This is a genomic window from Lentzea californiensis, assembly GCF_024648825.1.
Taxonomy (GTDB): Bacteria; Actinomycetota; Actinomycetes; order Mycobacteriales; family Pseudonocardiaceae; genus Lentzea; species Lentzea californiensis.
Window position 1 is genome coordinate 912855 of sequence record NZ_JANBBE010000001.1, and the last position, 21248, is coordinate 934102.

At 68.9% G+C, this 21248-nt stretch carries 22 protein-coding genes; 14 read left to right on the forward strand and 8 right to left on the reverse strand.

Features of this window, described 5'->3' with window-relative positions; genetic code table 11:
• The first annotated feature begins 73 nt into the window (after positions 1 to 73).
• Entirely contained in the window at positions 74 to 1225 is a 1152-nt protein-coding gene (locus LX88_RS04875) for an AI-2E family transporter (RefSeq protein ID WP_258946626.1), read from the forward strand.
• Positions 1226 to 1307: 82 nt separating this feature from the next.
• Here LX88_RS04875 and LX88_RS04880 read toward each other — a convergent pair whose 3' ends face one another.
• Positions 1308 to 2510, reverse strand: a complete 1203-nt coding sequence (locus LX88_RS04880) for a GGDEF domain-containing protein (protein ID WP_307789503.1) — start codon at positions 2508 to 2510, stop codon at positions 1308 to 1310.
• A gap of 116 nt (positions 2511 to 2626) precedes the next feature.
• On the opposite strand from LX88_RS04880, the gene macS reads away from it, so the two are divergent.
• The 11 genes from macS (at position 2627) to LX88_RS04935 (ending at position 12251) form a co-directional block, all read left to right on the forward strand.
• Complete coding sequence (gene macS / locus LX88_RS04885; protein WP_258946627.1) at positions 2627 to 3787, forward strand: MacS family sensor histidine kinase; 1161 nt, start codon at positions 2627 to 2629, stop codon at positions 3785 to 3787.
• The gene (locus LX88_RS04890) at positions 3784 to 4446 is read left to right on the forward strand and encodes a response regulator (RefSeq protein ID WP_090071943.1); all 663 of its coding nucleotides are present in this window, start codon (positions 3784 to 3786) and stop codon (positions 4444 to 4446) included. The genes macS and LX88_RS04890 overlap by 4 nt, the downstream gene beginning before the upstream one ends.
• A gap of 20 nt (positions 4447 to 4466) precedes the next feature.
• On the forward strand, positions 4467 to 4982 hold the full coding sequence (locus LX88_RS04895; protein ID WP_258946628.1) for a DUF1707 SHOCT-like domain-containing protein: 516 nt from the start codon (positions 4467 to 4469) through the stop codon (positions 4980 to 4982).
• Between the two features lie 113 nt (positions 4983 to 5095).
• Positions 5096 to 6550 carry an SDR family oxidoreductase gene (locus LX88_RS04900; RefSeq protein WP_258946629.1) on the forward strand — a complete coding sequence of 485 codons (1455 nt, stop codon included), beginning with the start codon at positions 5096 to 5098 and terminating at the stop codon, positions 6548 to 6550.
• 36 nt (positions 6551 to 6586) lie between these two features.
• Positions 6587 to 7618 (forward strand): L-threonine 3-dehydrogenase, encoded by a 1032-nt coding sequence (gene tdh / locus LX88_RS04905; protein WP_258946630.1) that lies wholly within the window; start codon positions 6587 to 6589, stop codon positions 7616 to 7618.
• A complete protein-coding gene (locus LX88_RS04910; RefSeq protein ID WP_258946631.1) occupies positions 7618 to 8796 on the forward strand; it encodes a glycine C-acetyltransferase in 1179 nt (392 codons plus the stop codon). Before tdh ends, LX88_RS04910 begins: the two co-directional genes overlap by 1 nt.
• A 121-nt stretch (positions 8797 to 8917) precedes the next feature.
• Positions 8918 to 9724, forward strand: coding sequence for a Scr1 family TA system antitoxin-like transcriptional regulator (locus LX88_RS04915; RefSeq protein ID WP_258946632.1), 807 nt, complete (start codon positions 8918 to 8920; stop codon positions 9722 to 9724).
• Positions 9725 to 9737: 13 nt separating this feature from the next.
• A complete protein-coding gene (locus LX88_RS04920) occupies positions 9738 to 9905 on the forward strand; it encodes a DUF397 domain-containing protein (protein WP_258946633.1) in 168 nt (55 codons plus the stop codon).
• A 29-nt stretch (positions 9906 to 9934) separates the two neighbouring features.
• Positions 9935 to 10408: an RNA polymerase sigma factor gene (locus LX88_RS04925; protein ID WP_258946634.1), complete on the forward strand. Its 474-nt coding sequence runs from the start codon at positions 9935 to 9937 to the stop codon at positions 10406 to 10408.
• Positions 10393 to 11409, forward strand: coding sequence for a hypothetical protein (locus LX88_RS04930; RefSeq protein WP_258946635.1), 1017 nt, complete (start codon positions 10393 to 10395; stop codon positions 11407 to 11409). The genes LX88_RS04925 and LX88_RS04930 overlap by 16 nt, the downstream gene beginning before the upstream one ends.
• Positions 11406 to 12251 (forward strand): LysR family transcriptional regulator, encoded by an 846-nt coding sequence (locus LX88_RS04935; RefSeq protein WP_258946636.1) that lies wholly within the window; start codon positions 11406 to 11408, stop codon positions 12249 to 12251. The genes LX88_RS04930 and LX88_RS04935 overlap by 4 nt, the downstream gene beginning before the upstream one ends.
• A 140-nt stretch (positions 12252 to 12391) precedes the next feature.
• Here LX88_RS04935 and LX88_RS04940 read toward each other — a convergent pair whose 3' ends face one another.
• On the reverse strand, positions 12392 to 12790 hold the full coding sequence (locus LX88_RS04940) for a MarR family winged helix-turn-helix transcriptional regulator (protein WP_258947608.1): 399 nt from the start codon (positions 12788 to 12790) through the stop codon (positions 12392 to 12394).
• 121 nt (positions 12791 to 12911) lie between these two features.
• Here LX88_RS04940 and LX88_RS04945 point away from each other — a divergent pair, with 121 nt between their 5' ends.
• The gene (locus LX88_RS04945; protein ID WP_258946637.1) at positions 12912 to 13316 is read left to right on the forward strand and encodes a Rid family hydrolase; all 405 of its coding nucleotides are present in this window, start codon (positions 12912 to 12914) and stop codon (positions 13314 to 13316) included.
• Here LX88_RS04945 and ptsP read toward each other — a convergent pair.
• Positions 13313 to 14944: a phosphoenolpyruvate--protein phosphotransferase gene (ptsP, locus tag LX88_RS04950; RefSeq protein ID WP_258946638.1), complete on the reverse strand. Its 1632-nt coding sequence runs from the start codon at positions 14942 to 14944 to the stop codon at positions 13313 to 13315. The genes LX88_RS04945 and ptsP overlap by 4 nt on opposite strands.
• A 157-nt stretch (positions 14945 to 15101) precedes the next feature.
• Between ptsP and LX88_RS04955 the strand changes: the two genes are divergently transcribed.
• Entirely contained in the window at positions 15102 to 16151 is a 1050-nt protein-coding gene (locus LX88_RS04955) for a right-handed parallel beta-helix repeat-containing protein (protein WP_258946639.1), read from the forward strand.
• 1 nt (position 16152) lies between these two features.
• Here the strand turns inward: LX88_RS04955 and LX88_RS04960 are convergent, their stop codons facing one another.
• From LX88_RS04960 to LX88_RS04980, 5 genes are read right to left on the reverse strand one after another with little or no spacing between them, the layout of a single operon-like run.
• Positions 16153 to 17016 (reverse strand): ribokinase, encoded by an 864-nt coding sequence (locus LX88_RS04960; RefSeq protein ID WP_258946640.1) that lies wholly within the window; start codon positions 17014 to 17016, stop codon positions 16153 to 16155.
• The gene (locus LX88_RS04965) at positions 17013 to 17927 is read right to left on the reverse strand and encodes a substrate-binding domain-containing protein (protein WP_258946641.1); all 915 of its coding nucleotides are present in this window, start codon (positions 17925 to 17927) and stop codon (positions 17013 to 17015) included. The genes LX88_RS04960 and LX88_RS04965 overlap by 4 nt, the downstream gene beginning before the upstream one ends.
• 31 nt (positions 17928 to 17958) lie before the next feature.
• A complete protein-coding gene (locus LX88_RS04970) occupies positions 17959 to 18864 on the reverse strand; it encodes an ABC transporter permease (protein WP_245983847.1) in 906 nt (301 codons plus the stop codon).
• The gene (locus LX88_RS04975; protein WP_258946642.1) at positions 18861 to 20270 is read right to left on the reverse strand and encodes a sugar ABC transporter ATP-binding protein; all 1410 of its coding nucleotides are present in this window, start codon (positions 20268 to 20270) and stop codon (positions 18861 to 18863) included. Before LX88_RS04975 ends, LX88_RS04970 begins: the two co-directional genes overlap by 4 nt.
• Positions 20267 to 21232 (reverse strand): LacI family DNA-binding transcriptional regulator, encoded by a 966-nt coding sequence (locus LX88_RS04980; protein ID WP_258947609.1) that lies wholly within the window; start codon positions 21230 to 21232, stop codon positions 20267 to 20269. The genes LX88_RS04975 and LX88_RS04980 overlap by 4 nt, the downstream gene beginning before the upstream one ends.
• Positions 21233 to 21248: the final 16 nt, after the last annotated feature.

Consider the following 21248-nt stretch of genomic DNA (forward strand, 5'->3'; position numbering starts at 1 on the left):
TCCCCCTGACGAATCGGATCATCCCCGCTCGGGTTGCACCTTGGCGAGGGTCTGAACAGTTAACGTGAGGCCCATGAGCACGCCGGAGTCGGAGATCAGCGGGCGCGTTCCAAGGCTGCTGCGCGTGAGTGCCGCGCTGAGCTGGCGGTTCGTCGTCGTGGTGGCCGCGTTGTACGTGGTCGCCTACGTGTTCGGCTTCCTCGCGTCGATAGTGATCCCCGTCGCTATCGCGCTGCTGCTCGCCGCACTGCTGTCGCCCGGCGTCTCGAAGCTCGTCGAGTGGCGCGTGCCGCGCGGCGTGGCGGTGACCGTGATGATGATCATCGGCATCGGCGTCCTCGGCGGCGTGCTGACGTTCGTGATCAGCGAGTTCTCCCGCGGGCTGCCCGAACTGCAGTCACAGGTGGCGGCGTCGCTCGACACCATCCAGACGTGGCTGAAGGACGGGCCCGCGCACCTGTCGGACCAGCAGCTGCAGAACTACGTCAACGAGATCGTGAAGACGATCAAGGAGAACCAGGCGGAGATCACGTCCGGCGCCCTGACGACCGCCGCGACCCTGGGCGAGTTGCTCACCGGGCTGCTGCTGGCGTTGTTCACGCTGATCTTCTTCCTGCACGACGGTGACGGCATCTGGCGTTTCGTCACTCGCGCGGTGCCTCGCGACGTGCGTCAGCGCGTCGACGTGGCCGGACGGCGCGGGTTCAGCTCTCTCGTTTCTTATGTGCGCGCTACGGCCGTGGTCGCGATCGTGGACGCCGTCGGCGTTGGTGTCGGTCTGGCGATCATCGGTGTGCCGCTCGTGGTGCCGCTGTCCGCGTTGGTGTTCCTCGGCGCGTTCATCCCCATCATCGGTGCGGTGTTCACCGGTGCCGTGGCGGTGTTGATCGCGTTGGTCACCAACGGGCCCATCGCTGCTTTGGTGGTGTTGGCCGTGCTCGTCGGTGTGATGCAGCTGGAGTCGCACGTTCTGCAGCCGTTGCTGCTGGGGCGTGCGGTCAAGCTGCACCCGTTGGCCGTGGTGCTCGCGATCGCCGGCGGGTTGGTGACCGGTGGCATCGCCGGGGCGTTGCTGGCCGTGCCGTTGCTGGCGGTGCTGAACTCCGGGATCCGGTCGCTGGTGTCCGATTCGGACGCTGTGCAGAAGCCGGAGAAGGTGGACGTGCTGAACCCTCAGGACACGGCGCCGAAGGACGACAAGAGCGAACGGGTCAAAGAGCTCTAGACCCCCTCCCACACGACGTTGATGAGGGGAGCTTTCATAAACCTGAGGTTTATGAAAGCTCCCCTCATCAACCTCAGGAGCTCTAGGCCATCGACACGAGGTTTCGGCCATAAGCCTTGGCCGCCAGCAACGCCGCGTCGGCCGCTACCAACAGGTCTGGCAGCTCGTACCCGAACCGAGTCGTCGTCGACACCCCTATGGACACAGTCAGGCCGTGCAGCTCGTGCGGCTTGCCGTCCGTGGCCATGGTGGGCACGCGAAGTGCTGCCACAGCCTTGCGGACTCGTTCGGCGACGAACTCGGCCTCGTCGGGCGTGGCCTCGGGCAGGAGCACCACGAACTCCTCGCCGCCGAACCGGCCGACGAGGTCTCCTCGGCGGACGGTGCCGCGCAGGAGCAACGAGATCGCGGCCAGGGCGGCGTCGCCTGCCAGGTGGCCGACCTCGTCGTTGACCCTCTTGAAGTGGTCCAGGTCGAGGAGCATGACGGCCATCGGGCGGGTGCGGCTGGCGCCCTTGGTCAGTTCGTAACGGGCGCGGGTGTCCCAGTGCACCGCGTTGGCGAGGCCGGTCTTGGCGTCGCGCTGGGCTGAGCGGCGCCATTGGGGGAGTTGGGCCGCTCGTTCCAGCAGGGCCAGGGACGGGCCGGCGATGAGGACGTGGACCGCGTTCGACTCCGCCACGCAGCCCATGAGGCCGCCGATCGACACGGCGACTATGCCGAGGATGGCGTCGATGGGTTCGCCGACGTTCTCCTCGAAGGTGGCGGACGGGCTGCGCAGCTTCAGGCCCAGTGCGATCAGGGCCGCTCGCAGGACCAGCAGCAGTGTCGCGGCCAGGGTGAGGATCACGATGTTGGCGTGCGGGTCGGCCCAGCCGAGGACGTAGCGGGTGGTGAAGACGGCCAGCGTGGTGGCGCTCAGCGTGAAGAGCCAGCGGTGGGTTTCCGGGCGCTGGGTCAGCAGGCAGTGCAGGGCCGGGCCGAAGAGGAGGAGCACCAGCAAGTTCGGCGGGAGGGCCAGAATGCCTGCCGTCAGGTAGCAGAGGTGAGCTGCCCAGGGGTTTCGTTCGGTCTCACCCAGGCGGTGGCTGTAGATGGTGCTGCCGATGATCACCGCACCCGCTGTGCCCGCGATCGCGGCGAACCTGGCGATTTCGGAGGGTGACGGCGTTTCCGAGGAAACGATCGCGTAGGTGACCGTGGCGAGGGCCGCGATGTCGATGAACAACCAGTAGTAGAGCGCAGGCTGCCGCAAAGTCCACACCGGCCAGTCCCGCACCCGCATCGCCCTCCCCCGAACCCGGAGAGCGTCGCACATTCCTCCGTTCGGCAGAAGACGGCCACCTGGGGGTTAGCCAGCACACGTTCACGCGGCAGGATGGTGTCCGAAAGGAGCACAGCGTGCCCAAAGAGCCTGCCGAACGTGTGACGAAGGTGATCGACGACCCGTCCACGCCCCTGTGGCGCGGGGTGATCGCACTACGCATAGTCACATTCCTCTTCGCGGCGGCCAACGTCATCGCGAACCAATCCGGTTACGTACGGCCGTGGCTCGCGTGGACCACTCTCGGGGTGATGGCGCTGTGGTCCGTCTTCACGAGCCGCGCCTACAGCACGACGTGGGGCAGGCGGTGGCCGATCGTGCTGGTCGACCTCGCTCTGACCTGCGGTCTCATGTCGCTGTCTCCGCTGATCATGTCCGACCACCAACTGCTGGTCCTGCACGTCCCGCTGATCACGACGATCTGGGCGTGCGTGCCGGCGGTCGCCCTGGGCGCGCTCGGCGGGGCCTACGCGGGCTTGGCGGGTGGACTCGCCGTCGGTCTCTCCACCTACCTGTCCCACCGTTCGCCGAGCCTCGACCTGCTCCGCGACGTGGTGTTGCTGGCCGGTGCGGGCATGGTCGTCGGCATGGCGTCGGCCACGGCACGGCGTTCGGCGGTGCTCCTCGCCCAGGCTTTGAGGGCCGAAGCCGCGACGGCTGAACGCGAGAGGCTTGCCCGGTCGATCCACGACAGCGTTCTGCAGGTCCTCGCCCGCGTGCGCAAGCGGGGCCTGGAGGTCGGCGGCGAAGCCGCCGAACTGGCCAAGATGGCGGGTGAGCAGGAGGTGGCGCTGAGGAACCTGGTGGCCGCCGCACCCGCCGACTCCACTGTGGCCGGAGAGATCGACCTGCGTCCCGGCCTGCAGATGCTCGCCACACCGAGGATCCAGGTGTCGACACCGGCCACGCAGGTGATGTTCGAGGCTCCGGCGGCGAGTGAGCTCACGTCGCTGGTGCGCGAAGCTCTGTCCAACGTGGACAAGCACTGCGGCGAGGGCACGTGTGCCTGGGTGTTGCTGGAGGATCTCGGGGAGGAGATCGTGCTGAGCGTCAGGGACGATGGGCCTGGCATCCCCGAAGGCCGGATCGCCTCGGCCGCCGCGGAAGGCAGGATGGGGATCGAGAAGTCGATCAAAGGCCGGGTGGAGTCGCTCGGCGGAACGCTGGAGCTCCAGACCGGGCCGGGGGAGGGCACGGAATGGGAGGTTCGGGTGTTCAGGAAGGGGGCGGCAAGATGACGGTCTCGGTGATGGTCGTGGACGACCACCCGATGTGGCGCGAAGGCGTGGCGCGCGATCTGCAGGAACGCGGCTTCGAGGTCGTGGCGACCGCGGGTGACGCGCCCTCGGCCGTGCGGATCGCGAAGGCCGTGCGGCCCAACGTGGTCCTGATGGACCTCAACCTCGGCGAACTCTCCGGGGTCGACGCCACCGCGATGATCACCAGCGAGCTGCCGGAGACGCGCGTGCTCGTGCTGTCCGCGTCCGGTGAGCACGACGACGTGCTGCAGGCCGTGAAGGCGGGCGCGTCCGGCTACCTGGTGAAGTCCGCGTCCTCGGAGGAACTGGTCGAGGCCGTGTCCCGGACGGCCGCGGGCGACGCCGTGTTCACGGCCGGGCTCGCGGGCCTGGTGCTGGGCGAGTACCGGCGGATGGCCGCCGCGCCCGACGGCTCGGAGGAGAAGCCTCAGCTCACCGACCGGGAGACCGAGGTGCTGCGGCTGGTCGCCAAGGGCCTGACCGCACGACAGATCGCGAACCGCCTGGTCATCTCCCACCGCACGGTCGAAAACCACGTCCAGTCGACATTGCGCAAACTCCAACTGCACAACCGGGTGGAGTTGGCGCGTTATGCCATCGAGCACGGTCTCGACGCCGAACCGGAGGCAGAGAAATGACAGACCCCAGAGACTTACGCGTGTCCGACGCGGAACGCGAGCACGTCGTCACCCTCCTGAACAAGGCGGTGGGCCGCGGCATGATCACGCTCGACGAGTTCACCGTGCGCACGGACACCGCGCTCGGCGCGAAGACCAGGGCCGATCTGAACGTGGTGCTGCTCGACCTGCCCGGCATGGTCAACAACGAAGTGGCCCGCGAGCGGACCGAGCTGAAGAACACGATGAGCACCACGACCCGCAAGGGCCACTGGGTCGTGCCGAACGAGCTCGTCATCCGCAACACCCTCGGCACCACGAACCTCGACTTCACCGCCGCCGAGGTGCCCCCGGTCGTCAACGTCGACCTGGACGTGTCGCTGGGCACGGTGAAGCTCCTGGTGCCGGCGGGGTCGTCGGTCGACGCCGACGCCGTCGAGATCACCGCGGGCGAGCTGAAGGACAAGGTCCAGAACACGACCATGGGCAACCCTCACTTCCAGCTCAAGGGCTCGGTGCGCGGCGGGACCGTGGTGATCAAGCGGAGCAAGCGCTGATCTTGTTGGACCCGCTGAGTACGTTGGGATGCGAGGGGATCCCAGACCAGGGGGACCCCTGCGCGAGCGTGGCCTGATCTGCACGAACGCCCCGGAAGCCGCAGGATCGAGGCATGCGGTGTCTCGTGACCGGCGCGACCGGGTACCTCGGCGGACGACTCGTGCCCAGGCTGCTGGCCGAAGGGCACGAGGTCCGCTGCCTCGTGCGTTCGCCGGAGAAGTTGCGCGACGTCCCGTGGGCCGCTGACGTCGAGATCGTGCGCGGGGACGTGCTCGGTGATCTCGACGAGGCGATGCGGGACGTCGAGGTCGTCCACTACCTCGTGCACTCGCTGCACTCGAAGGACTTCGCCGACGCCGACCGCAAGGCCGCGGAGAACACGGCGGAGGCGGCCGAACGGGCCGGTGTGCGCAGGATCGTCTACCTGGGCGGCCTGCACCCGGCCGGTGTCGAGCTGTCGCCGCACCTCGCTTCGCGCAAGGAGGTCGGCGAGGTCTTCCTGCGCTCGGACGTCCAGGCCGTGGTGCTGCAGGCCGCCGTGATCATCGGGTCGGGGTCGGCGAGCTTCGAGATGCTGCGCTACCTGACCGAACGGCTGCCGGTCATGGTCACGCCGCGCTGGGTGCACAACCGGATCCAGCCGATCGCCGTGCGGGACGTGCTGCGGTACCTGGTCGAGGCCACGACGCTCGAGGACGAGAACCGGACGTTCGACATCGGCGGGCCGGATGTGCTGACGTACCTGCAGATGATGCTCCGGTACGCCGAGGTCGCCGGACTGCCCAAGCGCCGCGTGCTGCCGGTGCCGTTGCTGACGCCGGGCCTGTCGTCGCACTGGGTCAACGTCGTCACGCCGGTACCGAGGTCGATCGCGAGGCCGTTGATCGAGTCGCTGGTGCACGAGGTGGTGTGCCGGGAGAACGACATCCGCGAGGTGCTGCCCGGCGAGAACACCGGCTACGACAAGGCCGTCGAACTCGCGCTGAGCAAGATCCGCGACGCCGACGTGGAGACGCGCTGGTCCGGGGCGACGCTGCCGGGGTCGCCGAGCGAGCCGCTGCCCACCGACCCCGGTTGGTCCGGCGGTTCGGTCTACACCGACGAACGCGAGCGCCGCACGAGCGCCACGCCCGAACGGTTGTGGGAAGTCGTCGAGGGCATCGGCGGCGAGCGCGGCTGGTACTCGTTCCCGCTGGCCTGGGCGATCCGGGGCTGGATGGACCGGCTGGTCGGCGGCGTCGGGCTGCGGCGCGGGCGGCGTGATCCGCAGCGGCTGTACGTGGGCGAGGCGCTCGACTTCTGGCGGGTCGAGGAGATCGAACGCGGGCAGTTGCTGCGGTTGCGGGCCGAGATGAAGGTGCCGGGCAAGGCGTGGCTGGAGCTTCGAGTGGCGGGCAACGAGGGACACGGGTCCACTTACCGCCAACGCGCCGTGTTCGTGCCGAAAGGGCTCGCCGGACACCTCTACTGGGGGATCGTCTGGCCGTTCCACGGCATCGTGTTCGGCGGCATGGTGCGCAACATCGCCAATGAAGCTGAGCTGCACAAGAACTTCAGAAAGTCCTGATGGACTGCACAAGCAGCAAAGGGTGAAACTTCCCGCATGAAGGCTCTCGTCAAGGTCGCCGCTGGGCCTGGCCTCGAACTGACAGACGTCCCGGATCCCACCCCCGGACCGACGGACGTGCTGGTCAGGGTGTTGCGCACCGGCATCTGCGGCACCGATCTGCACATCGACTCGTGGGACGACTGGGCCGCGCAGAACATCAAGGCGCCGCTGGTCCTCGGCCACGAGTTCGTCGGCGAGGTCGTCGAGATCGGCGGCAGCGTCACCGGCGTCAAGGTCGGCGACCTGGTCAGCGGCGAGGGTCACCTCGTCTGCGGAACCTGCCGCAACTGCAAAGCCGGCCGCCGCCACCTCTGCGCCAACACGCGTGGTCTGGGCGTGCACTCCAACGGCGCGTTCGCGCAGTACGTCGTGCTGCCCGAGCAGAACGCGTGGGTGCACCGCACGCAGGTCGACCTGGACGTGGCCGCGATCTTCGACCCGTTCGGCAACGCCGTGCACACCGCGCTGAGCTTCCCCGTCATCGGCGAGGACGTGATCATCACGGGCGCCGGTCCGATCGGCATCATGGCCGCCGCCGTCGCCAAGCACGCGGGCGCGCGCAACGTCGTGATCACCGACATCTCCGAGCACCGCCTCGACCTGGCCCGCAAGGTCGGCGTCGACCTCGCGGTGAACGTCGCCGAGAAGACGATCGCGGACGCGCAGCGGGAACTCGGCATGGCCGAGGGCTTCGACGTCGGCATGGAGATGTCCGGCAAGCCGACGGCGATGCGGGACATGATCGCGAACATGGCGCACGGCGGTCGCATCGCGATGCTGGGGCTGCCCGCGGACGAGTTCTCCGTCGACTGGAGCAGCGTCGTGCTGAAGATGCTGCACATCAAGGGCATCTACGGCCGCGAGATGTTCGAGACCTGGTACTCGATGACCGTGCTGCTGCAGCGCGGCCTCGACCTCGCGCCGGTCATCACGCACCGGTACGACCACACGCAGCACGCGGAGGCGTTCGCCACCGCGCGCGAAGGCAAGTGCGGCAAGGTCATCCTCGACTGGACGGGAGCCTGATGTACGGCGAGCTGAAGAACGACCTCCTCAAGACGATCGAGGAGATCAGGGAGGCCGGCCTCTACAAGTCAGAACGCGTGATCGGCACCCCGCAGAACGCCTCCGTACGCGTTGGCTCCGGTGACGAGGTGCTGAACTTCTGCGCCAACAACTACCTCGGCCTCGCCGACCACCCGCAGCTGATCGAGGCCGCGAAGAAGGCGCTGGACGACTGGGGCTTCGGCATGGCCTCGGTGCGGTTCATCTGCGGCACCCAGGAGCCGCACAAGGAACTGGAGCGCAAGCTCAGCGAGTTCCTCGGCACCGAGGACACGATCCTCTACAGTTCGTGCTTCGACGCGAACGGCGGCCTGTTCGAGACGCTGCTCGGAGCCGAGGACGCGATCATCTCCGACGAGCTGAACCACGCGTCGATCATCGACGGCGTGCGCCTGTCGAAGGCTCGCCGGTTCCGCTACAAGAACCGCGACATGGACGACCTGGAGCGCCAGCTCAAGGACTCGGCCGACGCGCGCTACCGGCTGATCGCGACCGACGGCGTGTTCTCGATGGACGGCTACCTCGCGCCGCTCGACGAGATCTGCGACCTGGCCGAGCGCTACAACGCGCTGGTCATGGTCGACGACTCGCACGCGGTCGGCTTCACCGGCCCGACCGGACGCGGCACCCCGGAGCTGTTCGGCGTGCAGGACCGCGTCGACATCGTGACCGGCACTTTGGGCAAGGCGCTGGGCGGCGCGTCCGGCGGCTACACGTCCGGCCGCAAGGAGATCGTCGAACTGCTGCGCCAGCGCTCGCGCCCGTACCTGTTCTCGAACTCCCTCGCGCCGTCGATCACCGCCGCCGCGATCGCCACGCTCGACATGCTCTCCACCTCGTCCGACCTGCTGGTCCGGCTCCGGGAGAACACGGAGCTGTTCCGCCGGCGGATGACCGAGGAGGGCTTCGACCTGCTGCCCGGTGAGCACCCGATCATCCCGGTGATGATCGGTGACGCGGCCGAGGCGGGCCGGTTGGCGGACCTGCTGCTGGAGCAGGGCATTTACGTGATCGGCTTCTCGTACCCCGTGGTGCCGCACGGCAAGGCTCGTATCCGCACGCAGATGTCGGCTTCACACACGACCGAGGACGTTAACCGCGCTGTAGACGCGTTTATCGCCGCACGCGCAAAGATGTGAAGGTCGGACTTGTACCGGCTCCAAAAACTACTTCCTTCGGTGACATTCGGAAGGAAACAATGGAGCCGGTACGGGTCTTGCTCCTAGTTTCGTCGACATGCCACGACGAAAGTCCAGTGTGGTGGGACGCGAGTTCGGCGATGCTGTTCGCAAGATCATCGAGCCGACTGGGCTGACCCACCGCAAGATCGCCGAGGAACTCGGCTGGGACGAAGCCAAACTCTCCGACCTGGTCCGCGGCAAGGGCGGCGTCACCGAGGCCGACCTGATGCAGCTGCTCGGCTTCTGTCGCGTCAAGCCGCCAGAGGTCCAGCGCCTGCTCGCCTTGTTCAACGAGACGCGCGAGAACGGCTATCTCCAGATCCCCGAAGACGGGATTCCGGACCAGGTGCGCCTCTTGATCGACCAGGAGCGCCTGGCCAACGCCGTCACCGTCTGGTCGATGAACCTGGTCCCGGGCCATCTCCAAACCGTGGACTACATGCGAGCGCTAGTCGCGAAGGGCACACCGAACGAGGCTGTCGACTACGAGGACGTCATCCGGGCGAGGATTGCACGGCGCGAGCTCTTTCATTGGAGCCGCACGTTTGTGTTCTACATCCACGAACAAGCGCTGCACCTACCCGTGGGCGGGCCCGACGTGATGAAGGACCAGCTCATTCATCTCGGCGGGATGGCTGAGCGCTCGTACATCACTGTGCGAATAGTACCGACCGCCCTCGGCGGCCATGCCGGTGTGTCCGGCTCGTTCCTGCAACTCAGCTACCAGAAGTTCGACCCGGTGATCTTCATCGAAAGCAAGACTTCGTCCCTCTTCCTCGAAGACAAGGCGTCTCTTGCGACTTACTCCAGCGTGCTGAAGCTGCTCGACGCTCAGGCGTTGGATGAGCAAGAATCGAAGGAGCTGATCAAAAGCATCCTGACCTGAGGAGATGTTCCGCATGCCGGTCTGGCGCAAGAGCTCCTACAGCCCTGATGCGAGCGACTGCGTCGAGGTCGGACGTGGCATCGGCATCCGTGACAGCAAGGCGCCTTCCACCCACCTGCCGGTGTCAGGCGAGGCGTGGTCGGCGTTCCTCCGCGATGTGACTCGCGCCACTCGGCTGTAAGAATCGGGCCGGTCAGCGCACTACCTGACGTGGAGGAATTCTCGAGCGTCTACCGCGAGTGCTACCCGCGGGTGCTCGCCTACGCGGCGAGCCACGCGGGGCCTCGGCTCGCGGAGGACATCACCAGCGAGACCTTCACAGTCGCCTGGCGCAGGCTCGACCAGATGCCGTCGAACGCGCTGCCTTGGCTGCTCGGCATCGCCCGCAACCTGGTGCGGGCGGCGCACAGGCAGACGACGACCTACGAGCTCACCGACTCCCCGGCCGAGGACGACTTCGCGGTCGTCGAGCTGCGGGCGGCGCTCGCGAGCCTGTCCGACGCGGACCAGGAGGTGCTCACGCTCATCGCGTGGCACGGACTGGCCGCGGCGGAGGCCGCGCAGGTGCTCGGGTGCACGACGGCGACGTTCTTCGTGCGGCTGCACCGGGCTCGGCGGCGTTTGCAGGCTGCTCTCTGGACTCCGAACTTCGACCGTGCGAGGGCGTCGTGGAAGACCTCCTGAAGGACCTGGCGCAGGCGAAGCCGCCCGTGCCCGAGGTCGACCCCGAGCGGATGGAACGCGACCTGGCGCGCATCGTCACGTTGCCGCGGGAGAGGCCTGCTCGGAAGCAGTTCGTCCGGCGATTCGCTCCGTTGCTGGTCATCGGTGCGGTGATCGTGCTTGCGGTCGTGCTGCTGCCTGCGCCTCCTCAGCCCGTGCAGCCGGCTGCCCCTCCTAAGTGGTGGCACGAGCTGACGCGGCAGTGGTCGTTGATGATCGTCGGTGACCCGGCTGACCCGTACGCCGTGCACATCGACTCCAAGACCGACCGGTGGCTGGCCGCGAACCAGCAGGTCACTGTCCTCCAGAAGGACGGCGACGTGAGGCCGTTCCCGTTGGACCGCGACGGCAACCCGTGGGAGGCCGCGGGCAGGCCGGAGACGGTGCCGCAGGTCGGCGGGACCCACTCGGTGCGCATCGGCCCGATGAAGCCGGCCGTGCAGAAGACCGCTGTGGCCGGTTTCCAGATGTCCCTGCACAGCCAGGCGCGTTTCGACTCGCTCGACTCGCTGCCCGCCGATCCGCAGGAGCTGAAGAAGGCGCTGGAGACCATCGTGGGGAAGGACGCCTACCGGCTCGGGTCACTCGCGATGGAGCTGATCAGCTCGAACGTGAGCGCCGACCAGCGGCGGGCGGCGTTCGAGTTGGTCAAGACGCTCGACGGGGCGCGGTTCCTCGGTGACGTGACCGTGCTCAACGAGCGCCGGGGGGTCGGTGTGGCGATCGCCGCGCCGCCGACGTTCCAGTTCGCCGACGTCGAGACGCAGCTGGTGATCGACGCCGAGACCGGGCTGCCGATCGTCAAGCGGGACGTGATCACCACGCCCCAGTTCGGGCTGCCCGCGCAGATCGCCATCTCGGAGACGGAGTACCTGCTGCTGGAGCAGGTGGGCTTCGAGCCGATCGTGCCTCAGGACGTCCCCGTGAACGGCGAAGTGGAATCCCCCATCATTGAGCGGTGATCGACCCACGACGGCTCCGCGTGCTGCGCGCACTCGCTGACCACGGCACCGTGACGGCCGCAGCCGCCGCATTGCACCTCACGCCGTCAGCGGTGTCGCAGCAGCTCGCGGCGCTGGAGTCGGAGGCGGGGCATCCGTTGCTGCTGCGCAAGGGACGACGGGTGTCGCTGACTCCGGCGGGCGAGCTGCTCGTCACGCACGCGCACGTCGTCGCCGCCGAACTGGAACGCGCACAGGCCACTTTGGACGCTCTGGCCGACGGGACGGCGGGCCGGGTGGGGGTGGCGGCGTTCGCGTCGGCGATCACGCAGGTGGTGGCGCCCGCGCTGGCCGTGCTGAAGGAACGCTCGATCGAACTGTCGGTGCGCGACGCCGAGGGGCACGAGAGCGTGCGGTTGTTGCTGGACGGCGAGATCGACGTGGCGATCACCGAGGAACACCGCACGACGGACCGCTTCACCCGGTTTCCGCTCTACACCGAGCCGTTCGACGTCGTGCTGCCGCCGGGGCACGCGCTGAACGGCGGACCGGTCGAGCTGCGGCAACTGGCGGACGAGGACTGGGTCGTGACGCTGCCGGGCAACCCGCTGCGGGACGTGGTCGAGACGGCGTGCGCGCAGGCCGGGTTCACACCGCGGATCAGGCACACCTCTGACGACTTCCGCGCGATCGAAGCGCTGGTGGCGGCGGGTGCAGGGGTCGCGCTGGCACCCCGGAACGCCGTCGGCGGGGTGCCGGTGGCAGGTGTGGCGCCGTTGCGGCGGGTGGTGGCGGCGGTGCGCCGGGGCTCGGAGGACCACCCGTTGATCAGGGCGGTCCTCGACGAACTGCGCCCCGGCTAGGGCGACGCGCTGGACTTTCGCCGCTGAAGTCGTCCACCGGTCGCAAGCCACCTCATCCGCGCCGTCTTCAACCGCACGCGGGGCGCTTTCGTGCGGTCAGACCGCACGAAAGGGCCCCGCGTGCGGCACGAAACAGCGAGCTAGGGCGGCGGGATCGTCACGCTCAGCTTGGTCGCGATGCGCGCCAACGCCTGGCGGTCGGCAGGGCTGAGCGGGTCGAGGACGAACTGCCGGACCGTGCGCAGGTGCGTGGGCGCTGCGGCCGCGACCACCTCGTAGCCCTCGTCGGTCAGCAACGCGATGGTGTACCGGCCGTCGTCGGGGTCGGGGAAGCGCACCACCCAGCCGCGTTGCTCGAAGCGCTTGACCACGTTGGACAGCCTCGACAGCGACCCGTTCGCGAGGTGTGCCAGTTCGCTCATGCGGATCCTGCGGTCCGGTGCCTCCGAGACGTGGCTGAGCACCAGGTAGTCGAAGAGGCTCAGGCCCGACTCCTGCTGCAACGGCGCTTCGAGCCGGCCCGGCAGCAGCAGCACCATCGAGATCAGCCCGGTCCAGGCTTCCTTCTCGTCCGCGTTCAGCCACTCCACGCCGCGCAGCTTACTTCACGCTTGAAGTCGTGTACGGTTGACTTCAAGCGTGAAGTCATAGGAGGAAGTCATGAGCAAGCCGGAGTTCTTCGCCACCCCCGGATACGGCGAGACGCAGCTCGAGAACATGCGGTACAGCCAGGCCGTGCGCATCGGCGACCGGGTCGAGACCTCGGGTCAGGGCGGCTGGAGCGACGAGTTCGAGTTCCCGGAGTCGCTCGAGGACGAGATCGTGCGTACGTTCGACAACGTCGAGCGCACTCTCGTGACTGCGGGCTCGTCTTGGGCGGACGTCGTGCACGTGAACTCGTACCACGTGCTCGGCGACGACTCGTTCGACGACCACAACCGCGTGATGGTCGAGCAGTTCCGTGCGCGCATGGGGGATCGTGCGCCGATCTGGACCGAGAGCGGGGTCACCGCCCTCGGTCACCCGAAGATGCGCATCGAGATCCGCGTGACCGCGATCGGTTAGTGCGGGGCGCGGGCCGCCAGCTTCGCGGAAGCCGGGTCGCCCGCGGCCAGCGCGCCGCGGGCCGCGAGCTGGCAGATGTCCATGCTGGACGTCGCCAGCTTCGCGCCGACACCGGCGAGCGCCGTGTGGTTCATCGACAGCGACGTGACGCCGAGGCCGATCAGCACGCACGCGAGCAGCGGGTCGGCCGCCGCCTCGCCGCAGACGCCGACAGGTTTGCCGGTGGCGGTCGCCGCCTCGCCGACCAGGGCGATCAGGCGGAGCAGTGCCGGCTGCCACGGGTCGTTCAGCGCTGCCACGCCGCCGAGCTGGCGGTCGGCGGCGAAGACGTACTGGGCCAGGTCGTTGGTGCCGATGGAGATGAAGTCGACGACCTGCAGGATCTCTTTCGCCGACAGAGCCGCGGACGGGACCTCGACCATCACGCCGACCCGGGCGATGCCGGCCTTGCGGGCGCGCTCGACGAACCAGGCGGCTTCGGCGGCGGTGGCGACCATCGGGGCCATGACCGAGACCTCGGCGCCGGACGACGCCGCGGCCAGAGCGATGGCTTCGAGCTGGCGGTCGAGGACCTCGGGGCGGTCGAACGCGACGCGCAGGCCGCGGACGCCCATGGCCGGGTTGGGCTCGGGGTCCGGGTTCAGAAACGCCAGCGGCTTGTCCGCGCCCGCGTCGAGCGTGCGCACCACAACCGGCTTGCCCTTGAACGGCGCCAGCACAGCCTCATAAGCAGCAGTCTGCTCAGCAACGGTCGGTTCCTCCGCTGCGTCCAGGAAGCAGAACTCCGTGCGGAAGAGGCCCACGCCCTCCGCGCCTGCCTGGGCAGCGGCCAGGGCGTCGGCGGGCGAGCCGACGTTGCCCAGGACCTTCACGCGGAGGCCGTCCTTGAGCACACCGAGGCCGTTCCACTCGGCCTTCTTGCCCGTGCCGGCCGCGCGGACCTTGCCGTCCGACTCGCGGACCTGGCCCGTGTCACCGTCGACGTCGAGAGAGGTGCCCTCGAACGCCAGGATGCCGCGGCACGCGACGACGGCCGGGATGCCCAGCGAACGGGCGAGGATCGCGGTGTGGGAGGTGGGGCCGCCCTCTTCCGTGACCAGGGCGAGGACCTTGGCGGGGTCGAGGCCCGCGGTGTCGGCAGGCGCGAGGTCGCGCGCCACCAGCACGGACGGCGAGGCCAGGTCGGGGACTCCGGGCGCGGGCTGGCCGAGGAGTTCGGCCACGACGCGGTCGCGGACGTCCTGGACGTCGCGGGCCCGTTCGGCCATGTAGCCACCGGCGGCCTGGAGTGCGGAGATGAACTTCTGCGCTGCCTCGTGCACGGCACGGGCGGCGGTCAGCGACTGGTCGACGACGAGCTTCTCGGCGGCCTTGATCAGGGACGGGTCGCCGGCCATCGCCGCCGTCGTCTCCAGCACGGCGCGAGCGTCGCCCTCGACCGTCTTCGCGCGCTCCATCAGGCGCTGCGCCACGACCTCCGTCGCGGGACGGATGAGGGAGGCCTCCATCTTCGTATCCGCTGTTCGCTGGCCCGCAGGAGGTTCGGGCAGGGCCTCGGCGATCCTCACCACGGGGCCGGTTGCCCGACCGCTGCTCACACCGACACCGCTCAGCCGCGCGCTCGACATGGTCTAGACCATACCCTCCGACGGGAAACCCGGGACAGCTCAGTGTGACCAATCGAGCGGCGGAACGCGCAGCAACGCGCAGTTCGTCATCACGGCTTAACACGCGCAGCCGACCGCGATGTGACCCTAGGCCGTTCGGAGCAGTACGGTGCCAGCCGTGCGCCTTCAGTACGTCTTCGCCGCAGTCTTACTGGTCGCCGGATGCTCGTCGGCGCAACCGGGTCTCGGTCCCGAGATCAACGTCCCGGCGCAGCTGAGCACCATCCAGGACGCCGTCGACGTGGCGCAGGAGGGCGCGACCATCGTCGTGTCGCCGGGTGTCTACGAAGAATCGGTGCAGGTCAAGACCAAAGGCCTCACGATCAGGGGAGCCAGCCGCGGCAGCGTGATCATCGACGGCGAGACCGAGCGCGCCAACGGGATCGTGGTCGCCGCTCCGGACGTGTCCGTGCAGAACCTGACGGTCCGCAACCACACCTCGGACGGTGTGCTGATCTCCGGGCAACGCGGCTTTCGCGTCTCCTACGTGACGGCGAGCAACAACGCGCGGTTCGGCGTCCACGCCGACAACGCCCAGAATGGCGTGATCGAGCAGAGCTACGCGAGCGGCAGCGCCGACTCCGGTTTCTCCGTCAGCCAGTGCCTGCCGTGCGACGTCGTCGTGCGCGGCAACGTCGCCGAACGCAACGCCGTCGGTTACCAGGGCACGAACGCGTCCGGCCGGATGTTCGTGCTGGGCAACAGGTTCAGCGGCAACCGGGTCGGCATGACCTCGGCCGCCGAACGCCAGGAGGACGTCACCCTGGTCGGCAACCTCGTCTCCGACAACGACGAGGCCCTCTCGCCCGCGCAGGCCGACGGCGCGTTCGGGCTCGGCATGAGCCTCCTGACCAGCACGAAGAACCTGGTGTCCCGCAACCTGATCACCGGCAACCCCGGTGTCGGGCTGGCGCTGAGCCCCGGCCCGAGGGACGACCTGCAGCGAAGCAACGTGATCGTCGGCAACGGCCAGGACGTGCGGTACGACGCCGACACGCCGCGCAAGAAGGTCAGGGCGCCGCGCGGAATCCCGTTCAACCAGGTCGCCGCCCCGCCGCTGCAGCCGGAGATGCCAACGGACCCGTTGCCGGACAGGGCACCGGACGTCGAGAAGTACGCGCTGCCGAACGAAGACCTCTTCGACGACCGCGCGGCGGTACCGGCGTAGTTCAGCCGACTTCGGCGGCGGTCGGGTACGACGGCTGCGCGCCCGCCTTCGTGACGGACAGCGCGGCGACCTTCGCGGCGTAGCGGGCGGCCCGCACCAGGTCGTCGCCCTCGGCCAGCCGCGCGGACAGCGCACCGGCGAACGCGTCACCGGCGCCGGTCGTGTCGACCACCTCGTCGACCTCGATCGCCGGCACCTCGACGACACCGGACTCCTGCACCACCGCGGCGCCGCGCGAGCCCAGCGTCACGATGGCCGAACTCGGACCGAGGTCGAGCAGGGAACGCCAGTCCGGCGCGAGTTGCGCGGCCTCGTGCTCGTTCACGATCAGCACGGTGAGCTGCCGCAACGTCTCCGCGGGCAGTTCCGCGACCGGCGACAGGTTGAGCACGGTCCGGGCGCCGGCGCGGGAGGCGGCGCCGATCGCGTGGACCACCGTCTCCAGCGGCACCTCCAGCGAGCACGTCAGCACGGCCGTGCCGCCGAGAGACAGAGCGTCCACATCGGACGGTGACACGTCGGCGTTGGCACCCGGCGACACGACGATGGAGTTCTCGCCGTCCGGCGTCACGGTGATGTACGCGATCCCGGTGGGACGAGAGGAAGTCTTCACCAGCGCGGTGTCGACGCCGGACGACTCGAGCGACTCGCGCAGCAGCGAGCCGTACCCGTCGCCACCGACCGCACCGACCAACGCGACGGAGGCACCGACGCGTGCGGCGGCAACGGCGGTGTTCGCACCCTTGCCGCCGGGCAGCACGACGGTGTCGCCGCCGAGCACGGTCTCACCGCCCGCGGGCCGCCTGCCGACCTCGACCACGAGGTCGGCGTTGGCGGACCCGAGAACGAGCAAAGTCTGCGTCACTTGACGAACTCTGCCACGTTCTTCGCGGTGATGACCTTGACCTCGACGTCCACGACCTGCTGAACCGGCTCGCCCTTGGCGGCGTGCACGGCCTGCTCGACGGCCTTGGAACCCAGGAGCTTCGGCTGCTGCGCGATGGTCGCGGCGAGCGTGCCGTCCTGGATCGCCTTCAGGCCGTCCGGCGTGCCGTCGAAGCCGACGACCTGCACGTCCTTGCCGGCACGGGCGCCGAGGGCCTTGATCGCGCCGAGCGCCATCTCGTCGTTCTCGGCGAAGACGCCCTTGATGCCGGGGTGGCCCTGCAGCAGGTTCGTGGTCTCGTTGAGGCCCTTGGCGCGGTCGAAGTCGGCGACGGCCGAGGCGACGACCTTGATGTTGCCGCTGTTCAGGCCCTGCTCGAAGCCCTGGCCGCGGTCACGCGACGCTGAGGCGCCCGGGATGCCCTTGAGGTGCGCGACCTCGCCGGAGGTGGCGCGGCCGAGCTCGATGGCCGCGAGGCTGCCGCCCGAGACGTTGTTCGACGCGACCTCGGCGGCGACCTTGCCCTCGACGGCGCGGTCGACCGAGATCAGCGGGATGTTCGCGGTCTCGGCGGCCTTCGTGGCCGGCGCGGACTGCAAGGTGTCGACCGGGTTGAGAATGATCGCCTTGACGCCCTGCGTCACCAGCGTCTGCACCTGGTTGACCTGGTTCGTCGCGTCGTTCTGCGCGTCGACCACGGTCAGCTTGGCGCCGAGCTGGTCCGCCATCTCCTGCGCGCCCTGCTGCAGTTCCACGAAGAACGGGTTGTTCAAAGTGGACACCGCGAGGCCGATGGTGATCTGGCCTCCGGACGCCCCTGTACCGCTGCACCCGGTCGCCAGCAGAGCAGCGGCGCCGAGCGTCAGCGCGATCCGTCGGGTCACCTTCATTGGTGTCTTCCTTTACCTGTTGCGGGTTTTCTCAGCGACGGCGAAGTGAGTCGAGCAGCGCGGCGAGAGCGATCACCGCACCGATGACGACCTGCTGCCAGAACGGCGGTACCTGCAGCAGGTTGAGGCCGTTGCGCAGGACGGCGAGCACAAGTGCGCCGACCAACGTCCCGGTGGCGCGGCCGACGCCACCGGACAGCGACGCACCGCCGATGACGACGGCGGCGATGGCGTCGAGTTCGTAGCCGACCGCTGCCTGCGGACCGGCGGACCCGAGCCGTCCCGCGAGCACGAGGCCCGCGGCGGCGGCGAAGAGGCCGCTCAGCGCGTAGATCCAGAGCTTCTGCCTCCGGACGTCGATTCCGCTGAGCTTGGCCGCTTCCTCGTTGCCGCCGATCGCGTACATGCGGCGACCGAGGTTGGTGCGCGTGAGGATCAGGCCGGTGATGCCGAAGAACGCCAGCATCAGCAGCAACGGCAGCGGAACCATCGGCGCGAGGTTCGAGCCGAGGAACGTGACCAGCGCGTCGGTCTCGTGCGGCTGGCCTTCGGAGAACACCAGCGTGAGACCGCGGGCGACGCTGAGCATGGCCAGCGTCGCGATGAACGGCGGCAGCTTGCCGTAGCTGATCAGCGCGCCGTTGACGAGACCGCAGAGGGCGCCGACGACCAGGCCGATCGGGCCGGCGGTGAGCGCGCCGACCATCGCGGCCAGTGCGGCGATGCTGCCCACCGACAGGTCGATGCCGCCCGCGACCACCACGAACGTCATGCCGAACGCCATGATCGCGATGACCGCGGCCTGCACACCCACGTTGAGCAGGTTCTGCGCGTTGAGGAACGCGGGCTGCATGACCGCGATCACCAGAGCGAGGACGACGAGGCCCGCGAGGGCACCGTTCTCGCTCGCGTACTTGCGAATGCTGATCGTGCTCACGCTGAGATCTCCTGCACGGCGAGTGCCATCACCTGGTCTTGGGTCGCGCCCCTGGGCAGCTCACCGGCCACCCGGCCGTGGGCCATCACGACGACGCGGTCGCTCATCCCGATCACCTCGGGCAGGTCGCTGGACACGAGCAGCACGGCCCGGCCCTGCGCGGTCATGCGGTTGATGAGCTCGTAGATCTCGACCTTGGCGCCGACGTCGACGCCCCTGGTCGGTTCGTCGAGGATCAGCACCTTCGGGTCGGCCAGCAGCCACTTGCCGATGACGACCTTCTGCTGGTTGCCGCCCGACAGCTCCTTCACCGGCTGCTCGACGCGGCCCTTGATCCGGAGCTTGCCCGCGATGTCGTGCAGGCGCTTCTGGTCTCGGTCGCCGAGCGTCACGAGCTCGAGGTTCTGGCCGACGGTGGCGGTCAGGACGAGGCCCTGGCCCTTGCGGTCCTCGGGGACCAGGCCGAGACCTGCCTTGATGGCGGCCTGCACGTCGCCCCGGCGCAACGGCTTCCCGTCGACCTCGACCGTGCCGTGGTCGTAGCCGTCGACGCCGAACGCGGCCCGCGCGACCTCAGTCCGCCCTGCGCCGACCAGGCCGGCGATGCCGACGACCTCGCCCGCGTGGACCTCGATGCTGATGTCCTCGAACGCGCCGCGCCTGGTCAGGCCCTCGATGCTGAGCAGCGGCTGGCCAGGGCGTTGTCGCGCGCGTGGGTACTGCTCGTCGATCGGGCGGCCGACCATCAGCTCGATCATGTGCCGGGTGGTGGCCTTGGGACCGAGGACGCCGACGCTCCGGCCGTCGCGCAGGACCGTGATGCGGTCGGCGACGCGCTGGATCTCGTCGAGGTGGTGGGTGATGAAGACGAGGCCGACGCCGTTCTGGCGCAGCTGGACCATGATCTGCAGCAACCGGTCGGTCTCGGTCTCGGTGAGGACCGCGGTCGGCTCGTCGAGGATCAGCACGCCGGCGTCCTTGTCGAGCGCGCGGGCGATCTCGATCATCTGCTGCTGGGCGATGCCGAGGTCGCGGACCTTGGCGTCCGGATCGACGTCCAGGCCGACGCGGTCCAGCAGTTCCGGTGCCCTGCGGCGCATCTCGGCGCGGTCGACGAAGCCGAACCTGCGCGGGAGGCGGTTGAGGAACAGGTTCTCCGCGACGCTCAGCTCGGGGACCAGCGCCAGTTCCTGGTGGATGACGGCGAGGCTGGCGTGGCCCTCGATCGTGCCGGCGTCGTGGCCGTGGATGCCCGCGAGGACCTTGACCAGCGTGGACTTGCCGGCACCGTTCTCACCGAGCAGGACGTGGACCTCGCCCGCGTTGATGTCGAGGTCGACGCCGTCCAGCGCCTTGGTGGCGCCGAAGTGCTTCGTGATGCCGCGGGCGGTGATGAGGGTCTTCACAGCTCGGCCTCCCCGAGCGAACCGCGCAGCACGAGCTTCGCGGTGAGGCGGACGTCGTCGGGCTGGCGGCCGTCGATCAGGGCGAGGAGGCTGCGCGCGGCGGCCCTGCCCATCTCGACGGTCGGCTGCGCGATGACGGTGATCGGCGGGTCGAGCAGCGGGAACCAGGGCTGGTCGTCGAACACCGCGAACGCGATGTCGTGCGGGATCTGCAGGCCGCGGGCCCTGACCTCGCCCAGCGCGCCGAGACCCATCAGGTTGTCCATCGCGATCAACGCCGTGGCGCCGTCGTCGAGGAGCCTCGCGGCGGCCTGGCTGCCGCTCTCCTGGCGGAAGTCGCCGTGCACGACCTGCGCGAGGCCGCCGAGCGACCCGGTGAGCACGTCGGTCCGTTCTCTTCCAGTGGAGGTGTTCGGCGGACCCGCGATCACTCCGATGCGGGTGTGGCCGGCGCCGACGAGCCGCCGGGCGAGCGCGGTCAACGCCTCACTGCCGTCAGCGCGGACGACGGGGCATGTGGCGCCTCTGACCGTCCGGTCGAGCAGAACCAGCGGTACGCCGCCTGCGCTCACTTCGCGAACCAGACTCGGGTCGTCGGTCGCGGGGCACAGCAGGAGGCCGTCCACCCGGCGGTCGAGCAGGGTGCGCACGTAGGTCGCTTCCTGCTCGGCGCTCTCGTCGGCGTTCCCGATCACGACGCAGTAGCCGTGTGACCGGGCTTCGTCCTCGACCGCCCGGGCGATCTCGGCGAAGAACGGGTTCAGCAGATCGCTGATGACCAGACCGAGGGTCTGGGTGCTGGTGGTCCTGAGGGATCGCGCCAGGGCGTTGGGCCGGTAGCCGAGTTCCTCGATCGCGGCGAGCACGCGCTCGCGGGTCTCGGGGGTCGGTGCGGCATGCCCGTTGAGCACGCGCGACACGGTGGCCGTGGAGACGCCGGCGTGCTGCGCGACGTCCTTCATGGTCGTCACGGAGCAG

What these genes read in the sequence shown, in the direction of transcription:
- LX88_RS04875 (WP_258946626.1), top strand. Translation starts at nt 74, where the DNA reads ATGAGCACGCCGGAGTCGGAGATCAGCGGGCGCGTTCCAAGGCTGCTG.
- LX88_RS04880 (WP_307789503.1), bottom strand. Translation starts at nt 2,510, where the DNA reads ATGCGGGTGCGGGACTGGCCGGTGTGGACTTTGCGGCAGCCTGCGCTC.
- LX88_RS04890 (WP_090071943.1), top strand. Translation starts at nt 3,784, where the DNA reads ATGACGGTCTCGGTGATGGTCGTGGACGACCACCCGATGTGGCGCGAA.
- LX88_RS04900 (WP_258946629.1), top strand. Translation starts at nt 5,096, where the DNA reads ATGCGGTGTCTCGTGACCGGCGCGACCGGGTACCTCGGCGGACGACTC.
- tdh (WP_258946630.1), top strand. Translation starts at nt 6,587, where the DNA reads ATGAAGGCTCTCGTCAAGGTCGCCGCTGGGCCTGGCCTCGAACTGACA.
- LX88_RS04910 (WP_258946631.1), top strand. Translation starts at nt 7,618, where the DNA reads ATGTACGGCGAGCTGAAGAACGACCTCCTCAAGACGATCGAGGAGATC.
- LX88_RS04920 (WP_258946633.1), top strand. Translation starts at nt 9,738, where the DNA reads ATGCCGGTCTGGCGCAAGAGCTCCTACAGCCCTGATGCGAGCGACTGC.
- LX88_RS04940 (WP_258947608.1), bottom strand. Translation starts at nt 12,790, where the DNA reads ATGGTGCTGCTGCTGCCGGGCCGGCTCGAAGCGCCGTTGCAGCAGGAG.
- LX88_RS04945 (WP_258946637.1), top strand. Translation starts at nt 12,912, where the DNA reads ATGAGCAAGCCGGAGTTCTTCGCCACCCCCGGATACGGCGAGACGCAG.
- ptsP (WP_258946638.1), bottom strand. Translation starts at nt 14,944, where the DNA reads ATGTCGAGCGCGCGGCTGAGCGGTGTCGGTGTGAGCAGCGGTCGGGCA.
- LX88_RS04965 (WP_258946641.1), bottom strand. Translation starts at nt 17,927, where the DNA reads ATGAAGGTGACCCGACGGATCGCGCTGACGCTCGGCGCCGCTGCTCTG.
- LX88_RS04980 (WP_258947609.1), bottom strand. Translation starts at nt 21,232, where the DNA reads ATGAAGGACGTCGCGCAGCACGCCGGCGTCTCCACGGCCACCGTGTCG.